The following is a 23414-nucleotide window of genomic DNA, read 5'->3' as shown; positions in this document are numbered from 1 at the left end:
CCGACCGAAAGTCTTCCCCTGTGCGCCCCAACCGTCCGGCCGCTCGCACGGCCGTTGCCCTCATCGCTGCCCTCGGCCTGACCACGCTCGCTGCCTGCGGGTCCGGGTCGTCCGGCTCCACCGGCACCGCCACGACGACCGTCGCCGCCTCGGCCGCGCTCAAGGGCGTGACCGCGACCGGTGCCGTCGACCTCAAGACGGCTCCGAAGGTGACCCTCGGCGCCACGCCGATCAGCTCGAAGGCCGTCGAGCACAAGGTGCTGACCCCGGGCACCGGCAAGGCCGCGACGAAGGCCGACACCGTGCGCCTGCGCGCCCAGATCTACAACGGCACGAGCGGCAAGCTCATCGACGACGGCTACGCCGCCGGACGGTCCGCGGAGGCCTACCGCCTCGGCCGCACCGACATCGTCGCCGGCTTCACCGAGGGCCTCGTGGGCGCCACGAAGGGCGGCCGCATCGCCTTCACGATCCCGCCCGAGAAGGGCTTCGGCAGCGCCGGCAACGACCAGCTCGGCGTCAAGGGCACCGACACCATCGTCGTGGTCGCCGACATCCAGGACGTGCACACGCCCCTGACCAAGATCGACGGCACCCAGACGGCCGCGCCCGCGGGGCTGCCCACGGTCGAGTTCAAGAACGGCCCGACCAAGGAGCCCACCGTCACGGTGCCCAAGTCGGCGGCCCCGACGACGACGCAGCAGGCGACCCTCGTCGAGGGCACCGGCGCGACGGTCCAGAAGGGCCAGACGATCAGCGCCCAGTACCACGGCGTCCTCTGGAAGGACGGCAGCGTCTTCGACTCCTCGTGGCAGCGCGGCGCGGCCGCGGACTTCCCGATCGGCGTCGGCGGCGTCATCCCCGGTTGGGACAAGACGCTGGTGGGCAAGAAGGTCGGTAGCCGCGTGCTGCTCGTCATCCCGCCGGCTGACGGCTACGGCAAGGCCGGCAGCGCGCCGAAGATCTCCGGCACCGACACGCTCGTCTTCGTCGTCGACATCCTCGACGCGTACTGACCGCTCCACCCACCGAGTTCACCGACGAAAGGGAACACGCAGCATGGCACTCGACCCCAACCGCACGAAGCCCGAGATCGACTTCCCGGAGGGCGACGCGCCCGCCGACCTCGTCGTCGAGGACCTCATCGAGGGTGACGGCCGCGAGGCGAAGGCCGGCGACACCGTCAGCGCCCACTACGTCGGCGTCGCGCACTCGACGGGCGAGGAGTTCGACTCGTCCTGGAACCGGGGCAGCGCGCTGGACTTCCGTCTCGGCGTCGGCATGGTCATCCCCGGCTGGGACAAGGGCATCGAGGGCATGAAGGTCGGCGGTCGGCGCAAGCTGACGATCCCGGCGCACCTCGCCTACGGCGACCGCGGTGCCGGCGCTGCCATCAAGCCCGGCGAGACGCTGATCTTCGTCGTCGACCTCGACGACGTGCGCTGACACTGGCTCGCTTCGCTCGCAGGGTTCGGCGCGCCTGACGTCACGCCTTCCCTGCTCGACTCGCTCGACTCGCTCGACTCGCTCGATGCGCTCGCGTCGCTCGTCAGGCCAGGCGTGACGCGCGCCGGACCACGCGAGCGGCATACCTCCCCGCGACGGCCGCGCCGAGAAATCCGGCGCGGTCGTCGTCGTATCCGCGCCCCATGGTGCGCAGCGGCACCGGCGACGCGCGCAGGGCGGCGTCGAGCCCCTCTGTCGCCACCTCCTGGAGGGTGAGGCGCCCGTCGCTCGCCGCCGCGAGTGCGCGCGCCTGCGCGAGGACCCGGGTGCCGACCTCCCCGGGGAGGTCGGGCACCGGCACGTCGGCCGGCACGAGCGCCACGCGGCCGTATGCCGTCAGGCTGTGGTGCGAGACGCCGCGGTGCCGCTCGCGCGGGTCGGCCTCCGAGATGCGCAGGGAGCAGACCGGGCGGCCGCCGAGAGTGCCTGCGGCGTTGACGGCCTCGCCCGCCGAGGTCCCGGAGAAGCCCCACCGGGTGCCCGTGCCGAGGTTGCCCGGCCCCTGCGAGACGACGACGACGTCGGCACCGACGACGTGGCGCGCGGCGAGCAGCCCCGTGTGGACGTTGACCGCCTCGAGGTCGCCGCCGAAGGCCTGACCGACGGTGATCGACGCGTCGAGCCAGCCGGCCTCGCGCAGACCGGCCACGGTGCGGGAGAAGTCGATGGGCAGCGCGCCGCCGTCGGTCATGACGTAGGCGACCCGCAGCGTCGGCGCGGTCTCGCGCACGCCCGCGAGGATCGCGGGCAGCGCCGAGTGGAGGTCGGCCACGACGACGGGCAGCCCGTCGAGGTCGTCGGCCTCGGCGAGCACCGCGTGGTGCTCGCTGTCCTGCTCGTCGACCCCGAGCACCATCGTCTGGGAGGGGGTGTAGCGCGCCTTGACGACGTGCCCGGGCACGGCGGTGACGTCGTCGACGGGGCGGGGGAGGGCGTCCGGCGCGGCGACGACGATGGCGAGGCCGCCGGTGCCGAGCCCCCGCTCGAGGGCCGTCGTGTTGAGCAGCACGGCGGTCCCGGGACGGAGGTCACCGACGACGTCGACGTAGCCGAGCGCGCGGACGACGTCACCGGAGGGCAGCCGGACGGCATACTCGACCGCGCCCGCCCAGCGCGAGCGCACCTCGACCACGACACCCCGGCGCCACTGGATCATGGGCTGACCCTATTCGATCGCATGTTCGGGTAGCGTCGGACTGCCCCCCTTGCGCCGCGCCCCTTCAGGAAGGTCTCGATGAGCCCTGCGTCTGCCTCGGCCGACAAGACCGAACGGCTGCTCAACCTCATCCTCGCGCTGAAGTCCGCGCGGCGACCGGTCTCGAAGCAGAAGATCCGCGAGTCGCTGCCGGCCTACGCCCAGGCGAGCTCCGACGAGGCCTTCGACCGCATGTTCGAGCGCGACAAGGACGAGCTGCGCGAGATGGGCATCCCCATCACGACGACGGTCCTCGACGTCCTCTTCGACGACGAGGTCGGCTACCGCATCGACGCGAGCGAGACGACGTTGCCGGCGATCAGCTTCGAGGCCGACGAGGTCGCCGCCCTGGCGCTGGCCGCCCGCGCGTGGTCGACGGCGAGCATCTCGGGCGCCGCGTCCGCGGGCCTGCGCAAGCTGCGGCTGTCCGGCGTCGAGATCGACGAGTCCGTGGCCGCGGGTGCCGAGCCGCGCATCCGCACCAAGGAGCCGGCCTTCGAGGCGGTGCACGCCGCCGTGTCGGCCCTGCAGCCGATCACCTTCGACTACCGCAAGAACGACGGTGAGCTGACGACCCGTCACGTGCAGCCCTGGGCGCTGAAGAACTGGCACGGCCGCTGGTACCTCACGGGCTTCGACGTCGACCGTGGCGACGAGCGCGCCTTCCGGCTCAGCCGCTTCGAGGGCGCCGTCCGTCGCAAGGGACGGGCGGGTTCGTATGCCGTCCCGACCGACCACGTGCCCGAGGTGGCCCTCGAGGCGCAGCTGCCCGAGCCCGAGGGCACCGCGGTCGTGCGCGTGCGGCACGGCCGGGGCCACACCCTGCGCCGGCACGCCCAGCGCACGACCGAGCTCGACGAGCGGTGGGCCGAGATCGAGGTGCCCTACCGCCGCGGCACGACCGAGCGCGACGTCGTCGCCCTCGGCACGCATGCCGTGGCCGTGTCGCCGCCCGAGCTCGTCGACGGGGTGAGGTCCGCGCTCCGGGCCGTGCTCGAGGCGCAGGCCGAGCCGGCTGGACAGGCCGAAGAGGATGGGCGGTCGGACGGCGAGCAGGTCCGGACGGGGGAGCAGGCATGAGCACGACACGACGCACGACGGCACGGCGTGCCCCCGAGACGGCCACGCAACGCCTCGGACGGCTGCTCGACATGGTCCCGTGGCTGCTGCAGCACCGGGGCGTGTCGATCGCCGAGGCGGCACAGGAGTTCGGGGTCGACGAGCAGCAGGTCGTCGAGGACCTCGAGCTGCTCTTCGTGTGCGGCACGCCCGGCTACGGCCATGCCGAGCTCATCGACGCGCAGTGGGACAGCGGCCACATCTACCTCGACAACGCCGACGACATCGCGGCGCCGATGCGGCTGACGCGCGACGAGGCCGTCACCCTGACCGCCGGCCTCCAGGCCCTGGGATCGACGCTCGTCGGCTCGGACGTCGCCGAGCGCACCCTCGAGAAGATCCGGGCTGCGGCCGCGACGACCGTCGGCGGGCCCACGGGCCGGATCGACCTCGACCTCGACGACGGCAGCCAGCACGCGGCCATGGCGACCCTCAAGGACGCCTTCGCCCGCGGGCGTCGGGTCCACCTGCGCTACTACGTCGCGACGCGCGACGAGTCGACCGAGCGGGACGTCGACATCATGCGCATCCTCAACCTCGACGCCCAGTGGTACGTCGAGGGCTACTGCCACCGCGCCGAGGACGTCCGGCTCTTCCGGCTCGACCGGATCGAGGACGCGTCGGTGCTCGACGTCGACGGCACGCCGCCGGAGGACGCGCGTCCCCGTGACCTCGACGACGTCTTCGTCCCCGGTGAGAACGACGTCACCGTCGTCATCGAGGCGAGCCGCTGGGCCGCCTGGATCGCCGACTACTACCCCAACGAGGGCGTGGAGCGCGGCCCCGACGGGTCGCTGCGCGTCACGCTCAAGGTGGCCGACCCCGCCCTCGTGCGTCGGCTCGTGCTGCGCCTCGGGGGAGAGGCCCGCGTGGTCGAGCCGCCCGAGCTCGTCGACGCCGTCGCCGACGAGGCCCGCGCCGCGCTGTCGGCCTACGGCTCGGACGGCTGACCACCCGACACGCCGGGGCGCCGCGGGTCCCGCGGCGACGCGACCGCTGTCCACCCAGTGACCCCGGGTGCCCACATACCGGTCAGTTGGCCGTTCTCACTGGCGCCGCACGGGTCAGGTTCACCGGGCGCACGTATGCTGGACACCTGCAGCACCGAGGCTGCACCATGACGGTTCGGATCCGGACCGGCTTTCGACGAGGAGACGTAACCATGCCCAACCTGGGTGCCCCCGAACTCATCATCATCGCGGTCGTGCTCATCGCCCTGTTCGGCTGGAAGAAGCTCCCCGACATGGCCCGCAGCCTCGGCCGCTCCGCCCGGGTCTTCAAGTCCGAGGTCGACGAGCTGAAGAAGGACGGCAAGCCCGTCCCGAGCGACGCCTCCCAGACCACCGTCCCCGGTGACGTCGTGGACGCCGAGGCCGAGCGCCGCGCCGCCGACGCCCGCCTCGCCGACGCCGAGCGCCGCGCCGCCGAGGCCCGCGCCGAGGCCGACCGCCTCCGGGCCGGCGCCCCGACGCCGACGACGAGCCCCACGCCGACCAGCAGCACGGACGACGTCCGTCGCGACACGACGCTCTGAGTGGGTCGGATCCCGAACCCTTCACACGGAATCACCTGAATGCCGTCACTGCGACGCCAGCGCGACCCCGAGGGGCGGATGTCGCTCGGCGATCACCTCCGTGAGCTGCGCAACCGCATCACGATCAGCGCCATCGCGATCATCATCGGCGGTGTCCTCGGCTGGATCTACTACGACCAGGTCATCAACGCCCTGACCAAGCCCCTGCGTGAGCTCCAGGTCGGCCGCGAGGGTGTCGTCAACATCAACTTCGCCGGCATGACCGACGCGTTCGCGCTCCAGCTGACGACGTCGCTCTTCGTCGGGCTCATCGTCGCGTCGCCGGTCTGGCTCTTCCAGATCTGGGGATTCATCGTCCCGGGCCTGACGAAGAAGGAGAAGCTCATCGCGCGACTCTTCGTCGTCGCCGCGGTGCCGCTCTTCCTCGCCGGCTGCTTCTTCGCGTTCATCATGGTGCCCAAGGCCGTCGCGGTCCTGCTCGGTTTCACTCCGGACGGCGCCTACAACCTGCAGGACGGGTCGCAGTACCTCAACTTCGTCCTCAAGTTCATCGTCGCCTTCGGCTGCGCGTTCCTGCTCCCGGTCTTCCTCGTCGCGCTCAACCTCGTCGGCGTCCTGTCGGCGCAGGCGATGCTCAAGGGCTGGCGGCCGGCCGTCATGATCATCCTCGTCTTCGCGGCGATCATGACCCCGACGCCCGACGCGTACACCATGCTCTTCCTCGCCAGTCCCATGGTGCTGCTCTACTTCGCCTCGGTCGGGATCGCCTACCTGCTCGACCGGCGCAAGCAGGAGCACAAGCCCGACTGGTTGGACGTCCCCGACGACCAGGCCTCTGCCCTGTAGCGTTCGGGTGTGTCCCAGCGTGTCGCCCTGATCGTCAACCCCACCTCCGGGAAGGGCGTCGGACGGCAGATGGGCGACGAGACGCGCAGGCTGCTGCACGAGGCGGGTCATGACGTCGTCGACGTGTCGGGCAGCGACTACCAGCAGGCCCGCGCGCGGGCCCGTGAGGTCGTCTCCACCGGCGTGGACACGGTGCTCGTCGTCGGGGGCGACGGGATGGTCCACCTCGGGGTCAACCTCTGCGCGGGCACGCCCTCTCGGCTCGGCGTCGTCGCTGCCGGCACCGGCAACGACTTCGCGCGCAACCTCGGTCTCCCCGTCCGTGACGCGCGCGCTGCGGTCGCGCTGCTCACCGAGGGTCGGACGCGCGAGATCGACCTCGGCCGGGTCACCCACGGCGTGGCCGGCGAGAGGTGGTTCGGCGGCGTGCTCGGCGCCGGCTTCGACGCCGTCGTCAACGCCCGCGCCCAGCGCATGACGTGGCCGCGCGGGCAGATGCGCTACAACCTCGCCGTGCTGCGTGAGCTCCCCGTCTTCCGCCCCATCCCGTATGCCGTCGAGCTCGACGGGCGTCGTCTCGAGACGCGGGCGATGCTCGTGGCCGTCGCCAACACGACCTCCTTCGGTGGTGGCATGCGGGTCTGTCCCGATGCCGACGTCACCGACGGCCTCTTCGACGTCTTGATCGTCCACGCGTTGTCGATCCCCGCGTTCCTGCGGGTCTTCCCCAAGGTCTACTCCGGAACGCACACCACCCACCCGGCCGTCGAGATCCATCGCGCCCGGCGAGTTCGCTTGGAGGCGAGCGGTATCCACTCACAGGCCGATGGCGAGACGTTCGCCGACCTACCGATCGACGCCGAGGCAGTGCCCGGTGCCCTGCACGTCGTGACCCCGATGGAGGTGCCCGCGTGATCGCCACGTGGCCGAGGCTGGCCGAGTTCGCCGCGCAGCTCGAGTTCCCCCTCGACGACTTCCAGACCGAGGCCTGTCGGGCGGTCGAGGAGGGCCGCGGAGTCCTCGTGGCGGCACCGACGGGTGCCGGCAAGACGATCGTCGGCGAGTTCGCCGTGCACCTGGCCCTCGCGACGGGACGCAAGGCGTTCTACACGACGCCGATCAAGGCCCTGTCGAACCAGAAGTACGCCGACCTCGTGCGCGTCCACGGCGCCGCCAAGGTCGGCCTGCTGACCGGTGACTCCTCGGTCAACGGCGAGGCCCCGATCGTCGTCATGACGACCGAGGTCCTGCGCAACATGATGTATGCCGGGTCGACGACCCTGCGCGGGCTCGGCTGGGTCGTCATGGACGAGGTCCACTACCTCGCCGACCGCTTCCGCGGGGCGGTGTGGGAGGAGGTCATCATCCACCTGCCCCCCGACGTCAGCGTCGTCTCGCTGTCGGCGACGGTGAGCAACGCCGAGGAGTTCGGCGCCTGGCTCGGCGAGGTCCGCGGCGACACCGAGGTGATCGTCTCGGAGCACCGTCCGGTGCCGCTCTGGCAGCACATGATGGTCGGCCAGACCCTCTTCGACCTCTTCGTCGAGGAGCGCGACGCCCGCGCGGACGACGAGCACTTCGTGGCCGCACCCGGCCGCTACTCGGTGAGCGTCAACCCCGACCTCGTGCACGCCATCCGCGGCACCGAGGGTCGTGGCGCGTGGGACTCGCACTGGGTCAGCTCGCGGGGTGGGCGCGACAAGGGCCGTCCACGCGGCAAGGGCGCGCGGGGTGGGTCCGGTGGCGGCGGCCGCGGCGGACGGGACGACTGGGCCGGCCGAGGCCGTCGCGGAAACGACTCCCCGTCGGGGCGCGGACCCGGTGGCGGCGACGGTGGACGCGGCTTCGCCCGCGGTGGCCGGCCCGGTGGAGGCGCGACCCGAGCCGAGGTCATCGAGCGCCTCGAGCGCGAGGGGCTGCTGCCCGCGATCACCTTCATCTTCAGCCGCGCCGGCTGCGACGGCGCCGTCGGCCAGCTGCTGTCGAGCGGCATGCGCCTCATCCCCGAGTCCGAGGGGGAGGCCAACCGGCGCCTCGTCGAGGAGCGCATCCAGGGTCTGGCCGAGGAGGACCTCTCGGTGCTCGGCTACTGGGACTTCGTCGACGGGCTGTCCCGCGGCTTCGCCGCCCACCACGCCGGCATGCTGCCGACGTTCCGCGAGATCGTCGAGGAGCTCTTCACCGCCGGCCGGGTGCGGGCTGTGTTCGCGACCGAGACCCTGGCCCTCGGCATCAACATGCCGGCGCGCACCGTCGTGCTCGAGAAGCTCGTGAAGTTCAACGGCGAGAGCCACGTCGACATCTCGCCGGCCGAGTACACCCAGCTCACCGGGCGTGCCGGTCGCCGCGGCATCGACATCGAGGGTCACGCCGTCGTGCTGTGGAACCGCGGGCTCGACCCAGCGGGCGTCGCCGGCCTCGCGTCGACGCGCACCTACCCGCTGCGCTCGAGCTTCCGGCCGACGTACAACATGGCCGTCAACCTCGTGCGCCAGTTCGGCCGGGAGAGCGCCCGCGAGATCCTCGAGACCTCGTTCGCCCAGTTCCAGGCCGACCGGGCCGTCGTCGGCTTCGTCCGCACGGTCCGCCGCAACGAGGAGGCCCTGGCCGGCTACGCCGAGCAGATGACGTGCCACCTCGGTGACTTCTCCGAGTACGCCGCCATCCGCAACGAGATCCGCGACGTCGAGAAGGAGGGGGCGAGGGCCCGTTCCGCGTCGGTGCGCACGGCTGCGGCGATCTCCCTGGAGTCGCTGAAGATCGGCGACATCGTGCGCATCCCCGCGGGACGCCACAGCGGCCTGGCCGTCGTCGTCATGCCCAACCGGGGCGGCAAGGGGGAGTCGGCGTCCCCGGCCGTCGTCACCGAGGACCACCAGCTGCGCCGCCTGACCCTGCACGACGTCCCGACGCCCCTGGAGCCGCTCGGCTCGATGCGCGTGCCCAAGCAGTTCAACGCCCGCAACCCCAAGGCGCGTCGTGACCTCGCGGCGACGTTGCGCGCCACGATGCCGCACGACCCGCCGTCACGGCGGCGACAGGCCGAGGCGGACCCGTCCGACGACCGCGTCGACGAGCTGCGTCGGCAGATGAAGACGCACCCGTGCCACCGCTGCCCAGACCGCGAGAACCACGCGCGCTGGGCCGAGCGATGGTGGCGCCTGCGTCGCGAGACCGACGGCATCCAGCGCAAGATCGACGGGCGCACGAACTCCGTCGCCAAGACCTTCGACCGCATCTGCGAGCTGCTCGTCGAGATGGGCTACCTCGGCCCGGGGGGTCAGACGGTCACGACCGACGGCGACCGCCTGCGCCAGCTCTACACCGAGAAGGACCTGCTCGCCGCGGAGTCGCTGCGCGAGGGGGTCTGGAGACGTCTCGACCCGCCGTCGCTCGCGGCGGTCGTCTCGACGCTCGTGCACGAGCCTCGTCGGGAGGAGACCGGGCTCACCCCGCGCTGGCCCAACGACGACGTGCGCGAGGCGTACGACCGGATGATCCGGATCTGGTCCGACCTCGAGGACGCCGAGGGCGCCCTGGCGCTCCCGCGTACCGGTATGCCGGACGGTGGCCTCGCGTGGGCCATGCACCGGTGGGCGAGCGGGCAGCGTCTCGAGGACGTGCTGCGCGGGACCGACCTCGCCGCAGGCGACTTCGTGCGCCGCTGCAAGCAGGTCATCGACCTGCTGGGGCAGCTGACCGACGCGGCGGACCCGGACCTCGCGACGACGGCGCGCCGGGCGAGCGACGGCGTCCTGCGCGGGGTCGTCGCGGCCGACCGTCTCGACTGAGCAGCGCTGCTGCGCCCCCGTCGCGATTGTCGTCGGGGGTGCCCGGTCGGCTATGGTTGGGGCACCGGTCGACGTTTTTGGTGCTCGTGTCTTCACACGCTCGCAAGGAACGCCATTGCGAGCGCAACTGTTTCTTCAGGGTTTCTGGAAAGTGGTCGCGTCTCTGCCGACCGGGGGTCGCTGACAAGCAACGACTCACTTCCACCCAAAGGAGAAAAACATGGCACAGGGAACCGTCAAGTGGTTCAACTCGGAGAAGGGCTTCGGCTTCATCGCCCCGACCGAGGGTCCCGACGTCTTCGTCCACTACTCGGAGATCACGGGCAACGGCTACCGCAGCCTCGAGGAGAACCAGGCCGTCGAGTTCGACGTCGAGCAGGGCCCCAAGGGCCCGCAGGCGATGCGCGTCCGCGCTCTCTGATCGCTCGCTGATCTCGTCGGACCCAAGAGTCCGTACGACGAAGGCCGGTCCCCGTGTGGGGACCGGCCTTTCGTCATGCCCGGGTCCGCGTCGTGCCGTGTGCCGGTCGCGGTCCGGGGCGGCGTCCGGTGGCGGGCGGACGGCCGAATGGCAGGTCCGCAGCAGCTCCGGGCTCGCCGCGAAGATCGTTCAGCGTGCGTTCAGAGCCGGGTCACACGCTCGAACGGGCTGTTGACGCGGACCACGCCGGACTCGAACTTCAGGGTCACGGTGGCGGGAGTGCACGAGACGACGACGCCGAGTCCGTGACGCAGGTGGGAGACCCGGTCACCGACCGCGAACTCCTCGATGTCCGGAGCCGGGGCCGGCCTGAACGGGCTGCTGGACAGGTGGCGACGACGGTCGGGGGTTCCATGGGTGGGCACCCTTCAGTATGCGCCTTTCTGCGCCCGGGTGGTGAACCCCGGGTCGCCTTCGGACGCTCACGCACGCGTCCGGCCGACCGAAAGGTGACCGTACCGTGACGTCGCGGACGGTCCGGCGCACGTGCCGCGGGTCAGTCGATGCCGAGGGCGGAGATGACGCGGTCGAAGGACGACGTGAGGCCGTGCTCGACGGCCAGCCGCGACATCAGGGCGGGGTCGGCGACGGCCGACGGTGCGGCGAGGTCGATGTCGGGCACGGCGGCGTCCTTGGCCACGGCCACGACGCGGGGGGCGGCGTCGAGGTAGTCGCCGGCGGCCTCGAGACGGGCACGCTGGGCGCCCTTGATCGCGGGGTCGCCGTCGTCGATCGCCGCCCGGATCGCCGCGAGGGTCCCGTAGGTCGTGATGAGCTTGGCCGCGGTCTTCTCGCCGATGCCCGCGACGCCCGGCAGACCGTCGCTCGTGTCACCGCGAAGGATCGCCATGTCGCCGTACGCCGGTCCGGTGCCGACGCCGTACTTCTCGGCCAGGAAGGCCTCGTCGACGAGGTCGGGGGAGCGCACGCCGCCACGGGCGGTGTAGATGACGCGCACCTGGTTCGCGTCGTCGACGAGCTGGAAGAGGTCCCGGTCGCCCGTGACGATGTCGACCGGCATGCGGCCGCTGAACGCGGTGGCCAAGGTGCCGATGACGTCGTCGGCCTCATAGCCGTCGACGCCCACCCGGGCGATGCCGAGGGCCGTCAGCGCGTCGACGATGATCGGCACCTGCACGCCGAGGGCCTCGGGGACCGTCTCGCCGGCGAGCTCGTCGGGCCCCGGCTCCGCCACGCGGTGGGCCTTGTAGGACGGGATGGCCTCGACGCGGAACGCCGGACGCCAGTCGTTGTCCCAGCAGGCGACGAGGTGCGTCGGGCGACCCCGCTCGACGAGCGAGGCGATCATGTCGAGCAGCCCGCGGACCGCGTTGGTCGGCACCCCGCTCGGACCGATCACCTCGGGCACGCCGAAGAAGGCGCGGAAGTAGAGCGACGCGGAGTCGAGCAGGAGCATCCTGGGGGCTCGGGACGGCATACGCGAGAGGGTACCGGGCCACGACGGGAGCGCACCTTGCCGCGGCCCCGTGGGGCCACGATGATGGCGTGAGAGCGCGACCACCCGGAGCGCACCCCCCTCGCGGAGAGGCGACGACGACGATGACGTCTCGCAGTGCTGGCCCCACGTCCACCCCCGCCCGTGCAGGCTGGGCGCGCCGCGCGTCGGCCGTGCTCGTCGCGATCGCGGCCGCCGTCGCCCTCGTGGGTGCCGGCAGTGCCTCGGCGGCACCCCCACCGCGCCCGGGGCCCGACCTCGGCCCGAACGTCCGCGTCTACGACCCGAGCATGTCGGTGGCCGACATCCGCGCGAGCGTCGACGCCGTCTACGACGAGCAGGTCGACAACGAGATGGGCCCCTCCCGCTACACGCTGCTGTTCAAGCCCGGCACGTACGGCACGGCCGCCGACCCGCTCATCGTGCGCGTCGGCTACTACACCGAGGTCGCGGGGCTCGGCGCGCTGCCCACCGACGTCGTCATCAACGGGCACGTCGACGTCTACAACCGGTGCCTGGCACCCGACAACTGCATCGCCCTCAACAACTTCTGGCGGTCGCTGTCCAACCTCACCATCAACGTCACGGGCCTGTCGGACTGCCGTGCCTCGGGCAACTTCTGGGCGGCCTCGCAGGCCGCGCCCATGCGCCGGGTCAACATCGTCGGCGGCAACCTGACGCTCATGGACTACTGCACGGCCGGCCCCCAGTACGCCAGCGGCGGGTTCATCGCCGACACGCGCACCGGCTTCGTCATCAACGGCTCCCAGCAGCAGTACCTCGTGCGCAACAGCGAGATCGGCGGCTGGTCCAACGCCGTCTGGAACCAGGTCTTCTCGGGTGTCGACGGGGCGCCGGCCACCTCCTTCCCGAGCCCGCCCTACACGACGCTCGACAAGACGCCGGTGAGCCGCGAGCGGCCCTTCCTCTACGTCGACGCCTCCGGCACGTGGCAGGTGCGGGTCCCCTCGGCCACGGCCGACTCGTCCGGTGTGACCTGGGCGGACGGCCAGACCCCCGGCCGATCGGTGCCGCTCTCGGACTTCTACGTCGCCCGCCCCTCCGACTCGGTGTCGACGATCAACAGCCAGCTGGCTCGCGGGAAGCACCTGCTGCTGACGCCCGGTGTCTACGACGTCGACCGCAGCATCACCGTGCGCCGGGCCGACACCGTCGTCCTCGCCATGGGCCTCGCGAGCCTCACGGCCCGCGGGGGAGCGGTGCCGCTCGTCATCGGGGACGTCCCCGGTGTCGTCGTCGCCGGCCTCATGGTCGACGCCGGCCCGGTCAACTCACCGGCGCTCGTGCGCGTCGGCTCCGGGCGCGCGGCGACCCGGTCGGACGCCGCCAACCCCACGACCCTGCTCGACGTCTTCCTCCGCGTCGGTGGCCCCTTCGCGGGCCGCGCGACCGTCGGCCTCGAGGTCAACAGCGACCACACGCTGCTCGACGACATCTGGGCCTGGCGCGCCGACCACGGCGAGGGCGTCGGCTGGACGGTCAACCCGTCCGAGAACGGTGTCGTCGTCAACGGCGACGACGTGACCGCGACCGGCCTCTTCTCCGAGCACTTCCGGGAGTACAACACCGTGTGGAACGGTGAGCGCGGGCGCACCGTGTTCTACCAGAACGAGCTGCCGTACGACGCGCCGAACCAGGCCGCCTGGCAGCACGACGGCGTGCTCGGGTGGGCGGGCTACAAGGTCGCCGACACGGTGCGCACCCACGAGCTGTGGGGCGGCGGCAGCTACATCTACACGAACGTCGACCCGACGATCCACGCGACGCGCGGCTTCGAGGTGCCCGTCACCCCGGGCGTACGCCTGCACTCCCTCCTCACCGTCCAGCTGGGGGCAGGCACGCTCGACCACGTCGTCAACGACACCGGGGCGCCGGTGAGCTCGGCGGCCGTCGGGGTGCCGAGCACGGTCACGTCGTTCCCCTGAGCCTCCCCGGACCTCCGCTGAGTCTCCCTGAACCTCCGTCAGCATGCCGGTGCGCCCGCCCGTCCCGGGGCGGTCGTACCGGCATGAGGAATGGAGCACCCGTCAGGTAACCGCTGGTCTACCCTTCGGCCATGGAAGATCTCGACCGTCGCCTCGTCGGCCTGCTGCTCGCGGACGGCCGGATGAGCTACACGGACCTCGGCAAGGCCACGGGCCTGTCGACGTCCGCGGTGCACCAGCGCGTCCGTCGACTCGAGGAGCGTGGGGTCGTCACGGGCTACACGGCGCAGGTGTCGCCGGAGTCGCTCGGCCTGCCGCTCACGGCGCTGATCTCGGTCACGCCCTTCGACCCGAGCGCGCCCGACGACGTGCCCGAGCGGCTGCGGCACATCACCGAGATCGAGGACTGCCACTCGGTGGCCGGGATCGAGAGCTACATCCTCAAGGTGCGGGTCGCCACGCCGGGCAACCTCGAGGACCTGCTCGCGCGCATCCGGTCGGCCGCCAACGTCGCGACACGCACGACCGTCGTGCTGTCGACGCCGTGGGAGGCCCGCAGCGCGTCGGCCATGCCGCGCGAGACCCCCTGACCGACCCCTCGAAGACCGACCCGAGGGACCGTGCTCAGAGCTGGTCGATCGGCTCCGGTGCGGGTGACGGGACCACGACGTCGTCCCGTCGATGGGCAGCGCCTGCGCGGGCACGCATACGGCGCCGGTGCCACCACCAGAGCACGAGCGCGGAGAGCGTCATCGACCCTGCCACGACGGCAAGGGTCGTCAGCGACCCGCTGACGAGCGGCGAGACCGCCCCCGCCACGAGCGCGTTGACGCACGTGCTGAGGAAGGACTGGAACGAGGAGACGGCCCCGCGTTCGCGTGGGCGCAGGTCGAGCAGCGCGATCGTGAGGATCGGGAACACGAGGGAGACGCCGAGCGAGGCGGCCGCCACCGGCAGGACGGTCCACGGCAGAGCAGGCACGTCGACGACCGCCTGGTAGGCGACGGCGAAGACGCCACCGGCGAGGGCCACGAGGAAGCCGACGAGGACGAAGGCACCCTGACGCACACGTCCGGCGAGCCGTCCGGTGAGGAACGAGCCGATCATCATGGTGACCACGAGCGGAACGAAGAGCACGCCGAAGTCGCGCTCGCCGAGCCCGAGGTGGTCGACGACGATCGCGGGCGCCGAGGAGATGTAGAGGAAGAGGGCGCCGAAGTTGAGGGCGATCGCGGCGCTGAGGCGCAGCACGGCCCCGTCACCGGCCGCGGAGGTGAACGACGCGAGCAGCGGCCTCGGCCGGAACGGGACGCGCTCACCCGCCGGATGCGTCTCGGGCAGCGACGTCAGCGTCAGCACGACGAGGAGCACGCCGTAGCCCGCGAGCACCCAGAAGATCGTGCGCCACGATCCCCAGCCGAGGATCGCGCCACCGACGATCGGCGCGAGCGCCGGAGCGATGGCGAAGATCATCGAGATGTGGCTCATGAAGCGCTGCGCCTGCGCGCCGTCGAAGAGGTCGCGCACCACCGTGCGCCCGACGATCATCCCGGCACCCGCCACGAGGCCCTGCGCGCCGCGGGCGCCGAGCAGGAGCGGCATGCTCGGCGCCAGCGCGCACAGGGCACTCGTGACGGCATACAGCGCGCAGCCCACGAGGATGACGGGTCGACGGCCGAGCGCGTCGGACAGCGACCCGTGGAAGAGGCTCGCGACCGCGAACGCGACGAGGTAGACGCTGACCGTCTGCTGCATCGCGACCTTGTCGACGCCGAGCTCGCCGGTCATCACCTCGAACGCAGGGAAGATCGCGTCGATGGTGAACGGCCCGACCATCGTCAGGGCGGCGAGGACGAGGACGAGCTGCAGTCGCGGCACACGGGACCGTGCAGACGCACCGGACGACGCGTCCCGGGACGTGTCCTGGGTGACGGTCATGCGCGACCGATCCGGGCCCGGCGGGCGCGGGTGACCGCCGCGAGGTCCTCAGGTGACAGGCCGATGTCGAAGCCGCGTCGCCCGCCGGAGACGTAGACGGTCCCGTGGTCGTATGCCGTCTCGTCGAGGACCGTGGGCAGCGCGCGCTTCTGCCCGACCGGGGAGATGCCGCCGACGACGTAGCCGGTGCTGCGCTCGGCCGCCGCGGGGTCGGCCAGCGTCACGCTCTTGACGCCGAGCGCTGCCGCGACGGCCTTGAGGTCGAGCTGGCCGTCGACCGGGACGACGCCCACCGCCAGCGTCGTGCCGGTGTCGACGAGCAGGGTCTTGAAGACGTGCGACGGCTCGACCCCCAGCGCTGCGGCGGCCTCGAGGCCGTAGCTCGCCGCCGCCGGGTCGTGCTCGTACGGGTGGCGTGAGTACGTGATGCCCGCACGGTCGAGCGCGACGGTGGCCGGCGTCGACGGCCCGTCGGCCGGGCGGTGCCTCGCCATCAGGCGTCGGCGACGGATGCGAGCCCGTCCCAGATCGTCGTGACGACGAGGTCGGTGGCCTCGTCGGCCGTCGTGCCCGGGTGCGTGCTGCGCCAGACCGCGAGGCGCTCGCACCCGCCGATGAGGATCTCGGCCATGACGGTGACCCGTCGGGCCTCGAGGGCCTCGAACGCCGGGAGCGTGCGCAGGCCCTCGGCGAACGCCTTGGCGGTCTGCTGGCGGATGCGCTCGACGGACGCCGAGGCCTCACCGATGAGAGCGCCCTCGGTGCGCAGCAGCGCGAACGCCTGGTCGTGCTCGTCGATGAAGGAGAAGAACGCGTGGACGACGCCGCGGACCCGGGCACGGGCCGGCGCGCCCGGCTGGGCCACCCACGAGTCGATGAGCGCCGCGAGCAGCTGCCCGCGGGCCCGCTCGATCGTCGCCGCGAGCAGGCCCTCCTTCGACCCGAAGTAGTCGTAGATGAGGGGCTTGGTGACGCCGACGAGCTCGGCGATCTCGTCCATCGTCGCGGCCTGGATGCCACGGGCCGAGAAGACCTGCTCGGCCACCGCCAGCATCTGCGCCTCCCGCTCGGCGCGGGGCATGCGGACGCGGGTGCCGGGGGAGCGGGAAGTCACCGCCGCAGTCTACGGGGGCCGTGACCGGGGGTCTGGACGCAGAACTCGTTGCCGTCCGGGTCGGCGAGGGCGATCCCGCACGCGTCCCCGCGTGCGCCGTCGAGCCGGGTGGCCCCGAGCGAGACGAGCCGCTCGACCTCCGCCTCCTGCTCGTCGGGTGACGGCGGGCTCACGTGGAAGTGCATGACGTTGCGCCCGGATCTCGGCCGCACGGGCGGGCCGCCCCACGCGATCTTCGCGCCGCCGAGGGGCGACTGGATCGCTGTCTCCTCGTCCTGGTCCCAGACGAGCGGCCAGTCCAGGGCCCGGCTCCAGAAGAGACCGACCGCGCGCGTGCCGTCGCAGGCGAGCTCCCCGAGGAACGCGGTGTCGGCGAGGAAGGAGTTGCCCGCCTCGATGACGCAGAGCTCGTTGCCCTCCGGGTCGGCGAGCACGACGTGCCCCTCCTCGGGCTTCTGGCCCACGTCGAGGTGCCGGCCGCCGAGCGCGAGCGCCCGGTCGACGGTCGACTGCTGCTGCTCGGGCGTGGCGCTCGTCAGGTGCAGGTGGATCTGGTTCGGCCCCGTCCTGCGCACCGGCCCCGGCAGGAACCGGATCGCGAGCTCAGGGTCCTCCCTCGGGAGGATGACCACGCCGTCGGCGTCGGTCTCCCGCCCCAGCAGCCCCGCCCAGAACCCGGCGAGGACCAGCGGGTCGTTCGCGTCGACGCACAGCTCGGTCAGGCTGCTGGTCATCGGGGCCTCGTCTCCGGTCGGCTGGTGCACGGACCCGAGCCACGGTAGGCGGCCCGGGGGAGGGCGACAACGGAATTGATGCCCGGTCCTCGACCCCGGACGACGTGTGGCCCGGGACCTCGACGGTCCCGGGCCACACGGCATACGTGCTCTCGTGCTGTGTCAGACGACGAGCTGCGACTCGGCAGCGGCACGGCTCGTGGCGGCCTGCTCGGTCGCCTGCGCCAGGACCGACTCGTGGTCCACCGACTGGTGCCACCACTGCTGACCGGCCTCGGGCAGCGTGTAGATCGGGTCGTAGTAGACGTACTCGCGCGACATCGCCTCGGTGTCGTCGCCCTCGATCGAGGTGCGGTAGTTCTTGCGCCAGTAGGAGATTCCGCGCTCGGTGTCGTACTCCTCGACCTGGTGCACCCAGCGCTTGCCGACGAAGGGCACGTCGCAGACGATGCGCGGCGTCGAGAAGCCGGGAAGGTAGCCCATCATCGAGTGCTGGAGGTGCTGGGCCTCGGCGAGCGAGAGCCTCCAGTGCTCGGCGAACGGGATCATGTCGCACATGTAGAAGTAGTACGGCGTGATCTGGGCGCCGTCGGCGAGCCCGAAGCACAGGTCGAGCAGCTGCTCGGTCGTGTCGTTGACGCCGCGCATGAGGACGCCCTGGTTGCGGACGTCGCGGACGCCGGCGTCGAGCATCGCCTTCGACGCGCGGGCGACCGACGGGGTCAGCGACTGGGCGTTGTTGACGTGCGTGTGGATCGCGAGCGAGACGCCCCGCGAGCGCGCCTTCGCCGACACCCGGGCGACGCCCTCGACGACGTCCTCGGCGAACCAGTGCTGCGGCAGACCCATGAGGGCCTTCGTCGCGAGCCGGATGTCGCGGATGTTCTCGATGTCGAGGAGCTGGTCGATGAACGCCTCGAGGTTCTTCCACGGCATGTTGGCGACGTCGCCACCGGAGACGACGACGTCGCGCACGACGGGGGAGGTGCGGAGGTAGTCGAGCATCGCGGCGTAGCGGTCGACCGGCTTGAGGTCGAACTTCAGCTTGGCGACCTGGGGCGTCGAGTTGCCGACGAGGTCCATCCGGGTGCAGTGGCCGCAGTACTGCGGGCACGTGGGCAGCAGCTCGGCGAGCACCTTGGTGGGGTAGCGGTGCGTCAGGCCCTCGGCCACCCACATGTCGTGCTCGTGCAGTGAGTCGCGCGAGGCGTGCGGGTGCGACGGCCAGTCGGTGCGGCGGTCGGAGAAGACCGGCAGCATGTAGTTGCGGATCGGGTCGGCGTAGAAGGCCTCGGTGAAGTCGTGCCCGGCCGACGGCATCGGCGAGTCCGTGGACGGGACCATCGTGTTGAGCATCTGCGGCGGGACGAGCATCGACATCGTCGCGCGCTCGCTCTGGTCCTTGGCGAGGTCGTCGTAGAAGCGGTCGTCGAGCAGGTCGCCCATGAGGGCTCGCAACTGCTTGATGTTCCTGACACAGTTGACCCGCTGCCACTGTGCGCTGTCCCAGTCGGCCTGGGTGACACTCGCCCAGCCCGGGAAACGCGTCCAGTCAGGCTCGACAAGCTCGCGTCGGCGGTACGCGTAGGGCTGCTCAACCTTGCTCATGCGGAGAACAGTAACGGCAGGTGCGGTCCGGCTCAAACACGTCCGGCTCACGAAATTGTGAAGATACCTCCGACCTAGCCCTATGCTGACGCAAGATCTTCGGTCCCCGTCCGTACATACAGAAGGATTTGTGAACGTGTCAGACCCGACGTCGGCCGCCCCGGATCGCACGGACGCCGCCCGCGTGTCGTCGCCCGTCGGCCTGCACCGCGTGCTCGAGCCCACCGGCGACGCCATCACCCTTCCTCAGGCAGCCCAGCGCCTCGACGCCCGACCGGAGCTGTGGTCCGACGAGGTCCGCATCGCCGTCGAGACCCTCAACCTCGACGCGGCGTCCTACCGTCAGCTCGCCGAGAAGCACAGCACGGGCGGCACCGTGGACGGGGAGGCGGTCCGCGCCGAGGTCCTCGACATCGTCGCGACGCGCGGCAAGATGCAGAACCCCGTGACGGGCTCGGGCGGCATGCTCATCGGCACCGTCGAGGAGGTCGGGCCGGACAGCACCCTCGGACTCGCGGTCGGCGACCGTGTCGCGACCCTCGTGTCGCTCTCCCTGACGCCGCTCGCGATCACCGACGGCCTCGCCCGCTGGGACGGCCGGTCCGAGCAGGTGCCCGCCGCCGGCCACGCCATCCTCTTCGGGCGCAGCATCGCGGCCACCCTGCCCGCCGACCTCGACCCGCACCTGGCGCTCATGGTCATGGACGTGTGCGGCGCCCCGGCGCTCGTCGAGCGTGTCGTGGGGGAGTACGCCGCCCGCGGCGTCGCGCCGACCGTCGCCGTCCTCGGCGGGGCGGGCAAGTCCGGCTCGCTCTCGCTCGCGGCCGCTCGCGCCGCCGGCGCAGGGCGGACCATCGGCGTCGTCCCCGTCGAGCGCGAGCGCTCGGTCCTCGAGGCGAGTGGACTCGCCGACGCCGTCGTCCTCGCCGACGCGCGCTCGCCGCTCGGTCTCGCGGCCGCGGTCGAGTCCGCAGGCGGACCGGCCGACGTCACGGTCGTGTGCGTCGACGTGCCCGGTTGCGAGCAGCCGGCGATCCTCGCGACCGCCCAGGGCGGCACCATCATCTTCTTCAGCATGGCCACGAACTTCGCCGCGGCCGCTCTCGGCGCCGAGGGCCTCGCCGCCGACGTGCGGATGCTCGTCGGCAACGGCTACGTGCCCGGCCACGCCGAGACGGCGCTGCGCCTCGTGCGCGACGTCCCGGCCGTGCGGGCCCTCTTCGAGGGTCGCCTCGCCACCGAGAAGGCAGGATCTGACGCATGACCCGCCCCAACGCCATGCTCGAGCTCGACCCGGCCGTCGTGCGCCGGGCCCGCTCGCTCGCCCGCAAGGCCGCCGCCCCCGTCGTGAAGATCGCGCGCAGCCACACCACGGTGTCGGTGGAGCGCGCGACCCTGCGCCTCGCCGGTCTGGCCGGCGCCGACCACGAGCGCGTGCCGTGGGTCAACCACCTCGTGACGGCCGTCCGGGACGAGGTCGGCCTCGAGCACGGCGTCACGACGCCGGTCTACGACGCGCTGCTCCGCGGCGAGGCCCCCGACCTCACGACGCTCGCGCAGAAGGCCGCGAGCGGCAACGTCTCCTTCCGCCTGCCCACCGGGCGCGAGGCCACCGCGGCCCGTCGTGCCGCCGCCAAGGGGGTCGGTGCGGGGCTGCGCACCATCGACCGCTCGCGCGCCACCCGTGACCGTCTCATCAAGCGGCACGGCGACCCGAAGACCAAGCCGTGGATCTACCTCATCGTCGCCACCGGCGACATCTACGAGGACATCCCGCAGGCCCAGGCTGCCGCGCGCGAGGGCGCCGACATCATCGCCGTCATCCGCTCGACCGGTCAGTCCCTCCTCGACTACGTGCCGGAGGGCGCGACCCGTGAGGGCTTCGCGGGGACGTACGCGACGCAGGAGAACTTCCGGCTCATGCGGTCGGCCCTCGACGACGTCAGCAAGGAGCTCGGCCGCTACGTCCGCCTGACGAACTACGCGTCGGGCCTGTGCATGCCCGAGATCGCGGCCCTCGCGGGCATGGAGCGTCTCGACATGATGCTCAACGACTCGATGTACGGCATCCTCTTCCGCGACATCAACCCGATCCGCACCTTCGTCGACCAGCGCTTCTCCCGCCAGGTCCACGCCCGCGCCGGCATCATCATCAACACCGGTGAGGACAACTACCTCACGACCGCCGACGCCGTCGAGGCCGCCCACACCGTCACCGTGAGCCAGCTGCTCAACGAGCGCTTCGCCAAGGAGGCCGGTCTCGAGGACTGGCAGCTGGGCCTGGGCCACGCCTTCGAGATCAATCCCGAGATCCCCGACAGCTTCCGGATGGAGCTCGCCCACGCGATGCTCGCCCGGCAGCTCTTCCCGGACGCTCCGCTGAAGTGGATGCCGCCGACGAAGCACATGACGGGCGACGTCTTCCGCGGCTACCTGCTCGACGGGTTCTTCAACCTCGTCGGCGCCATGACCGGTCAGGGCATCCTGCTCGTCGGGATGATGACCGAGGCCGTCGTGACCCCCTTCCTCTCCGACCGCGACCTGGCGCTGCAGAACGTCCGCTACGTCATGAACGCGGCCAGCGGCCTCACCGAGGACTTCCACCCGCCGCGCGACGGCTTCATCCAGACGCGCGCGCGCCAGGTGCTCTCCGAGGCCGTCGACCTGCTCGACCGCATCGTCAGCGACACCGACGCCGCCGGGGACGCGCCGCTCCTCGCGGCCATCGCCGACGGCACCTTCGGCCTCATGAAGCGGCCGGCGACCGGGGGCAAGGGCCTCGACGGGGTCAGCGAGCGCGCCGACGACTACGACAACCCGGCCACCACCGCCCTCGACGCGTGGACGCCGCCGGCGAAGGGGGCCGGCCGATGAGCGCCGCGAAGCAGCAGCCCGGACAGGCAGCCACCACCGCCGCCCCGCAGGGCTCCGTCATCCGGCCCTACGGCGACACGACCGGTGACGGCATGGTGCAGATGTCGTTCACGCTGCCCCTGCCGCACGACAAGAAGGCCGAGGGCGCCGCGCTCCAGCTCGCCCGCAAGATGGGCCTGGACCCCGCCCTGCTCGTGCACGCCAAGGCCATGGGCCCCGACTTCACCTTCTTCGTCGTCTACGGCAGCTCGACGCACCTCGTCAACCTCGACGACGTCCACGTCGTCGAGCGCGAGTACCCCCTGCTGTCCGCCAAGGACGCCAACCTGACGATCAAGAAGCAGCTGCGCCGCAAGCTCGTCGTCGTCGGGGCCTGCATCGGCACCGACGCCCACACCGTCGGCATCGACGCGATCCTCAACATCAAGGGCTTCGCGGGCGAGAAGGGCCTCGAGTACTACCGCGAGATCAAGGTCGTCAACCTCGGCGCCCAGGTGCTCGTGCCCGAGCTCGTCGCCCGGGCCCGCGCCGAGAAGGCCGACGCCGTGCTCGTCAGCCAGGTCGTCACGCAGAAGGACGCCCACATCCACAACACGACGCAGATGTCGGCCGCCTTCCGCGAGGCCTACCCGGCCGGGCAGGTGCCGATCCTCATCGCCGGCGGCCCGCGGTTCGAGGACGGCTCCGAGAAGGCCCTCGGCGTCGACCGGATCTTCGGCCGGGGCACGACCCCCGGCGAGGTCGCCAGCTACCTGGTCCACGAGATCGGCCTCCGGAAGGGGAAGAAGTCATGAGCGAGAGCACCACCGACGCCGCGGCGCCGGAGCCCCTGTCGGCCACCGCGCCGACCACGCCGGCCACGGCGTCGACCACGCCGGCCACGCTGACCAAGGCCAAGGTCGGGCTGCGCATCACGCACCGCCGCTACGTCCCCTACGGCCACGCGCACTACGCCGGCAACCTCGTCGACGGCGCCTACTCCATGGCCGCCTTCGGCGACGTCGCCACCGAGATGTGCATCGTCACCGACGGCGACGAGGGCCTGTTCGCCTCCTACAGCGACGTCCAGTTCCGCTCTCGGATCACGGCCGGCGACGTCATCGAGATCTCGGCCGAGATCGTCCGTGTCGGCACCCGCTCGCGCGAGATGGACTTCGAGGTGCGGGTCGTCGGGCGCGGCAACCAGGAGCGCGGGGAGTCGGCGGCCGAGATGCTCGACCCGCCGATCGTCGCCACGACCGCCCGTGGCGTCGTCGTCGTGCCCTGAGCGCT

23 protein-coding genes are annotated in these 23414 nt (G+C 71.7%); 15 read left to right on the top strand and 8 right to left on the bottom strand.

What is annotated here, in order from left to right:
- Window positions 1–20: 20 nt before the first annotated feature.
- Together ACSQ2D_RS11175 and ACSQ2D_RS11170 are read left to right on the top strand one after the other, a co-directional pair.
- The gene (locus tag ACSQ2D_RS11175; RefSeq protein ID WP_435986017.1) at window positions 21–1016 is read left to right on the top strand and encodes an FKBP-type peptidyl-prolyl cis-trans isomerase; all 996 of its coding nucleotides are present in this window, start codon (window positions 21–23) and stop codon (window positions 1014–1016) included.
- Between the two features lie 43 nt (window positions 1017–1059).
- Window positions 1060–1446 carry an FKBP-type peptidyl-prolyl cis-trans isomerase gene (locus ACSQ2D_RS11170; protein WP_435986016.1) on the top strand — a complete coding sequence of 129 codons (387 nt, stop codon included), beginning with the start codon at window positions 1060–1062 and terminating at the stop codon, window positions 1444–1446.
- A 103-nt stretch (window positions 1447–1549) separates the two neighbouring features.
- Here the strand turns inward: ACSQ2D_RS11170 and ACSQ2D_RS11165 are convergent, their stop codons facing one another.
- Window positions 1550–2662: a DUF3866 family protein gene (locus ACSQ2D_RS11165; protein ID WP_435986015.1), complete on the bottom strand. Its 1113-nt coding sequence runs from the start codon at window positions 2660–2662 to the stop codon at window positions 1550–1552.
- A gap of 78 nt (window positions 2663–2740) precedes the next feature.
- Between ACSQ2D_RS11165 and ACSQ2D_RS11160 the strand changes: the two genes are divergently transcribed.
- The 7 genes from ACSQ2D_RS11160 (at window position 2741) to ACSQ2D_RS11130 (ending at window position 10412) form a co-directional block, all read left to right on the top strand.
- On the top strand, window positions 2741–3781 hold the full coding sequence (locus ACSQ2D_RS11160) for a helix-turn-helix transcriptional regulator (RefSeq protein ID WP_435986014.1): 1041 nt from the start codon (window positions 2741–2743) through the stop codon (window positions 3779–3781).
- Window positions 3778–4770, top strand: coding sequence for a helix-turn-helix transcriptional regulator (locus ACSQ2D_RS11155; RefSeq protein ID WP_435986013.1), 993 nt, complete (start codon window positions 3778–3780; stop codon window positions 4768–4770). The genes ACSQ2D_RS11160 and ACSQ2D_RS11155 overlap by 4 nt, the downstream gene beginning before the upstream one ends.
- Before the next feature lie 212 nt (window positions 4771–4982).
- Entirely contained in the window at window positions 4983–5354 is a 372-nt protein-coding gene (tatA, locus tag ACSQ2D_RS11150) for a Sec-independent protein translocase subunit TatA (RefSeq protein WP_435986012.1), read from the top strand.
- A gap of 39 nt (window positions 5355–5393) precedes the next feature.
- Window positions 5394–6200 carry a twin-arginine translocase subunit TatC gene (gene tatC, locus ACSQ2D_RS11145; protein ID WP_435986011.1) on the top strand — a complete coding sequence of 269 codons (807 nt, stop codon included), beginning with the start codon at window positions 5394–5396 and terminating at the stop codon, window positions 6198–6200.
- A 9-nt stretch (window positions 6201–6209) separates the two neighbouring features.
- Complete coding sequence (locus ACSQ2D_RS11140) at window positions 6210–7115, top strand: diacylglycerol kinase (protein WP_435986010.1); 906 nt, start codon at window positions 6210–6212, stop codon at window positions 7113–7115.
- Window positions 7112–9991: a DEAD/DEAH box helicase gene (locus tag ACSQ2D_RS11135; RefSeq protein ID WP_435986009.1), complete on the top strand. Its 2880-nt coding sequence runs from the start codon at window positions 7112–7114 to the stop codon at window positions 9989–9991. The genes ACSQ2D_RS11140 and ACSQ2D_RS11135 overlap by 4 nt, the downstream gene beginning before the upstream one ends.
- Window positions 9992–10211: 220 nt before the next feature.
- Window positions 10212–10412, top strand: coding sequence for a cold-shock protein (locus ACSQ2D_RS11130; RefSeq protein ID WP_020144233.1), 201 nt, complete (start codon window positions 10212–10214; stop codon window positions 10410–10412).
- Window positions 10413–10612: 200 nt separating this feature from the next.
- On the opposite strand, the gene ACSQ2D_RS11125 is transcribed toward ACSQ2D_RS11130, so the two are convergent.
- Window positions 10613–10837: a hypothetical protein gene (locus tag ACSQ2D_RS11125; RefSeq protein ID WP_435986008.1), complete on the bottom strand. Its 225-nt coding sequence runs from the start codon at window positions 10835–10837 to the stop codon at window positions 10613–10615.
- A gap of 131 nt (window positions 10838–10968) precedes the next feature.
- Entirely contained in the window at window positions 10969–11910 is a 942-nt protein-coding gene (locus ACSQ2D_RS11120) for a 5'-3' exonuclease (RefSeq protein ID WP_435986007.1), read from the bottom strand.
- Window positions 11911–12032: 122 nt separating this feature from the next.
- Here ACSQ2D_RS11120 and ACSQ2D_RS11115 point away from each other — a divergent pair, with 122 nt between their 5' ends.
- Window positions 12033–13874 (top strand): adenylyl cyclase, encoded by a 1842-nt coding sequence (locus ACSQ2D_RS11115; protein WP_435986006.1) that lies wholly within the window; start codon window positions 12033–12035, stop codon window positions 13872–13874.
- Between the two features lie 131 nt (window positions 13875–14005).
- Window positions 14006–14464 (top strand): Lrp/AsnC family transcriptional regulator, encoded by a 459-nt coding sequence (locus ACSQ2D_RS11110; RefSeq protein WP_056777054.1) that lies wholly within the window; start codon window positions 14006–14008, stop codon window positions 14462–14464.
- Window positions 14465–14498: 34 nt separating this feature from the next.
- Here ACSQ2D_RS11110 and ACSQ2D_RS11105 read toward each other — a convergent pair whose 3' ends face one another.
- The 5 genes from ACSQ2D_RS11105 to ACSQ2D_RS11085 all read right to left on the bottom strand — a co-directional run bounded on the left by ACSQ2D_RS11105 (window position 14499) and on the right by ACSQ2D_RS11085 (window position 19268).
- Window positions 14499–15812 (bottom strand): multidrug effflux MFS transporter, encoded by a 1314-nt coding sequence (locus tag ACSQ2D_RS11105; protein ID WP_435986005.1) that lies wholly within the window; start codon window positions 15810–15812, stop codon window positions 14499–14501.
- Complete coding sequence (gene ybaK, locus ACSQ2D_RS11100; protein ID WP_435986004.1) at window positions 15809–16306, bottom strand: Cys-tRNA(Pro) deacylase; 498 nt, start codon at window positions 16304–16306, stop codon at window positions 15809–15811. The genes ACSQ2D_RS11105 and ybaK overlap by 4 nt, the downstream gene beginning before the upstream one ends.
- On the bottom strand, window positions 16306–16926 hold the full coding sequence (locus ACSQ2D_RS11095; RefSeq protein ID WP_435986003.1) for a TetR/AcrR family transcriptional regulator: 621 nt from the start codon (window positions 16924–16926) through the stop codon (window positions 16306–16308). Before ACSQ2D_RS11095 ends, ybaK begins: the two co-directional genes overlap by 1 nt.
- Complete coding sequence (locus tag ACSQ2D_RS11090) at window positions 16923–17660, bottom strand: VOC family protein (protein WP_435986002.1); 738 nt, start codon at window positions 17658–17660, stop codon at window positions 16923–16925. The genes ACSQ2D_RS11095 and ACSQ2D_RS11090 overlap by 4 nt, the downstream gene beginning before the upstream one ends.
- Window positions 17661–17822: 162 nt before the next feature.
- Entirely contained in the window at window positions 17823–19268 is a 1446-nt protein-coding gene (locus ACSQ2D_RS11085; RefSeq protein ID WP_435986001.1) for a KamA family radical SAM protein, read from the bottom strand.
- Between the two features lie 136 nt (window positions 19269–19404).
- Between ACSQ2D_RS11085 and ACSQ2D_RS11080 the strand changes: the two genes are divergently transcribed.
- Genes ACSQ2D_RS11080 through ACSQ2D_RS11065 form a run of 4 tightly spaced genes read left to right on the top strand, consistent with a single transcriptional unit; the run spans window position 19405 to window position 23409 of the window.
- Window positions 19405–20532, top strand: coding sequence for an L-erythro-3,5-diaminohexanoate dehydrogenase (locus ACSQ2D_RS11080; RefSeq protein WP_435986000.1), 1128 nt, complete (start codon window positions 19405–19407; stop codon window positions 20530–20532).
- A complete protein-coding gene (locus tag ACSQ2D_RS11075; RefSeq protein WP_435985999.1) occupies window positions 20529–22142 on the top strand; it encodes a lysine 5,6-aminomutase subunit alpha in 1614 nt (537 codons plus the stop codon). The genes ACSQ2D_RS11080 and ACSQ2D_RS11075 overlap by 4 nt, the downstream gene beginning before the upstream one ends.
- The gene (locus tag ACSQ2D_RS11070; protein ID WP_435985998.1) at window positions 22139–22936 is read left to right on the top strand and encodes an OAM dimerization domain-containing protein; all 798 of its coding nucleotides are present in this window, start codon (window positions 22139–22141) and stop codon (window positions 22934–22936) included. Before ACSQ2D_RS11075 ends, ACSQ2D_RS11070 begins: the two co-directional genes overlap by 4 nt.
- Window positions 22933–23409, top strand: a complete 477-nt coding sequence (locus tag ACSQ2D_RS11065) for a hotdog domain-containing protein (protein WP_435985997.1) — start codon at window positions 22933–22935, stop codon at window positions 23407–23409. Before ACSQ2D_RS11070 ends, ACSQ2D_RS11065 begins: the two co-directional genes overlap by 4 nt.
- Window positions 23410–23414: the final 5 nt, after the last annotated feature.

The sequence above is a fragment of the Terrabacter sp. LjRoot27 genome, assembly GCF_964254175.1.
Classification (GTDB): domain Bacteria; phylum Actinomycetota; class Actinomycetes; order Actinomycetales; family Dermatophilaceae; genus Terrabacter.
Note: the sequence above shows the minus strand (reverse complement) of the source record. Positions and strands in the feature narration are given on the sequence as shown.

Excerpts from the sequence above, each read along its gene's own strand:
- ACSQ2D_RS11170 (WP_435986016.1), top strand. The coding sequence starts at position 1,060 with ATGGCACTCGACCCCAACCGCACGAAGCCCGAGATCGACTTCCCGGAG.
- ACSQ2D_RS11165 (WP_435986015.1), bottom strand. The coding sequence starts at position 2,662 with ATGATCCAGTGGCGCCGGGGTGTCGTGGTCGAGGTGCGCTCGCGCTGG.
- ACSQ2D_RS11160 (WP_435986014.1), top strand. The coding sequence starts at position 2,741 with ATGAGCCCTGCGTCTGCCTCGGCCGACAAGACCGAACGGCTGCTCAAC.
- ACSQ2D_RS11155 (WP_435986013.1), top strand. The coding sequence starts at position 3,778 with ATGAGCACGACACGACGCACGACGGCACGGCGTGCCCCCGAGACGGCC.
- tatA (WP_435986012.1), top strand. The coding sequence starts at position 4,983 with ATGCCCAACCTGGGTGCCCCCGAACTCATCATCATCGCGGTCGTGCTC.
- tatC (WP_435986011.1), top strand. The coding sequence starts at position 5,394 with ATGCCGTCACTGCGACGCCAGCGCGACCCCGAGGGGCGGATGTCGCTC.
- ACSQ2D_RS11130 (WP_020144233.1), top strand. The coding sequence starts at position 10,212 with ATGGCACAGGGAACCGTCAAGTGGTTCAACTCGGAGAAGGGCTTCGGC.
- ACSQ2D_RS11120 (WP_435986007.1), bottom strand. The coding sequence starts at position 11,910 with ATGCCGTCCCGAGCCCCCAGGATGCTCCTGCTCGACTCCGCGTCGCTC.
- ACSQ2D_RS11115 (WP_435986006.1), top strand. The coding sequence starts at position 12,033 with ATGACGTCTCGCAGTGCTGGCCCCACGTCCACCCCCGCCCGTGCAGGC.
- ACSQ2D_RS11110 (WP_056777054.1), top strand. The coding sequence starts at position 14,006 with ATGGAAGATCTCGACCGTCGCCTCGTCGGCCTGCTGCTCGCGGACGGC.
- ACSQ2D_RS11105 (WP_435986005.1), bottom strand. The coding sequence starts at position 15,812 with ATGACCGTCACCCAGGACACGTCCCGGGACGCGTCGTCCGGTGCGTCT.
- ybaK (WP_435986004.1), bottom strand. The coding sequence starts at position 16,306 with ATGGCGAGGCACCGCCCGGCCGACGGGCCGTCGACGCCGGCCACCGTC.
- ACSQ2D_RS11090 (WP_435986002.1), bottom strand. The coding sequence starts at position 17,660 with ATGACCAGCAGCCTGACCGAGCTGTGCGTCGACGCGAACGACCCGCTG.
- ACSQ2D_RS11085 (WP_435986001.1), bottom strand. The coding sequence starts at position 19,268 with ATGAGCAAGGTTGAGCAGCCCTACGCGTACCGCCGACGCGAGCTTGTC.
- ACSQ2D_RS11075 (WP_435985999.1), top strand. The coding sequence starts at position 20,529 with ATGACCCGCCCCAACGCCATGCTCGAGCTCGACCCGGCCGTCGTGCGC.
- ACSQ2D_RS11070 (WP_435985998.1), top strand. The coding sequence starts at position 22,139 with ATGAGCGCCGCGAAGCAGCAGCCCGGACAGGCAGCCACCACCGCCGCC.
- ACSQ2D_RS11065 (WP_435985997.1), top strand. The coding sequence starts at position 22,933 with ATGAGCGAGAGCACCACCGACGCCGCGGCGCCGGAGCCCCTGTCGGCC.